The sequence below is a fragment of the Anaerobacillus sp. 1_MG-2023 genome (genome assembly GCF_030547345.1).
Taxonomy (GTDB): Bacteria; Bacillota; Bacilli; order Bacillales; family Guptibacillaceae; genus Guptibacillus; species Guptibacillus hwajinpoensis_B.
The window spans coordinates 1-232 of sequence record NZ_JAUORD010000287.1 but is presented as its reverse complement, the minus strand read 5'-3'; the positions used below and the strand labels follow the sequence as shown (position 1 = coordinate 232).

1 protein-coding gene is annotated in these 232 nt (G+C 42.7%); it reads left to right on the top strand.

Features of this window, described 5'->3' with window-relative positions; genetic code table 11:
* The coding region (locus Q4550_RS24195) for an alanine:cation symporter family protein (protein ID WP_303536819.1) at positions 1–232 on the top strand (232 nt) is incomplete at both ends.

Below are 232 nucleotides of genomic sequence, written 5' to 3'. Positions count from 1 at the left end.
GTTCGGTGCTAAAGCCGGATTCGGTATCGTTTGGGGCATGGCCGACCATTCCATGGGTCTTATGGCACTCTTGAACTTAATCGTCATCTCCATTATTGGTAAAGTGGCGTTTGTAGCATTGAAATACTATCGCGATCAGCGAAAAGCAGGTCAAGATCCTCAATTCTACGCCGATACGATAAAAGGAATGAAATCAGATATTAGGACAGAAAATCCTGTAAAAGACAAATCA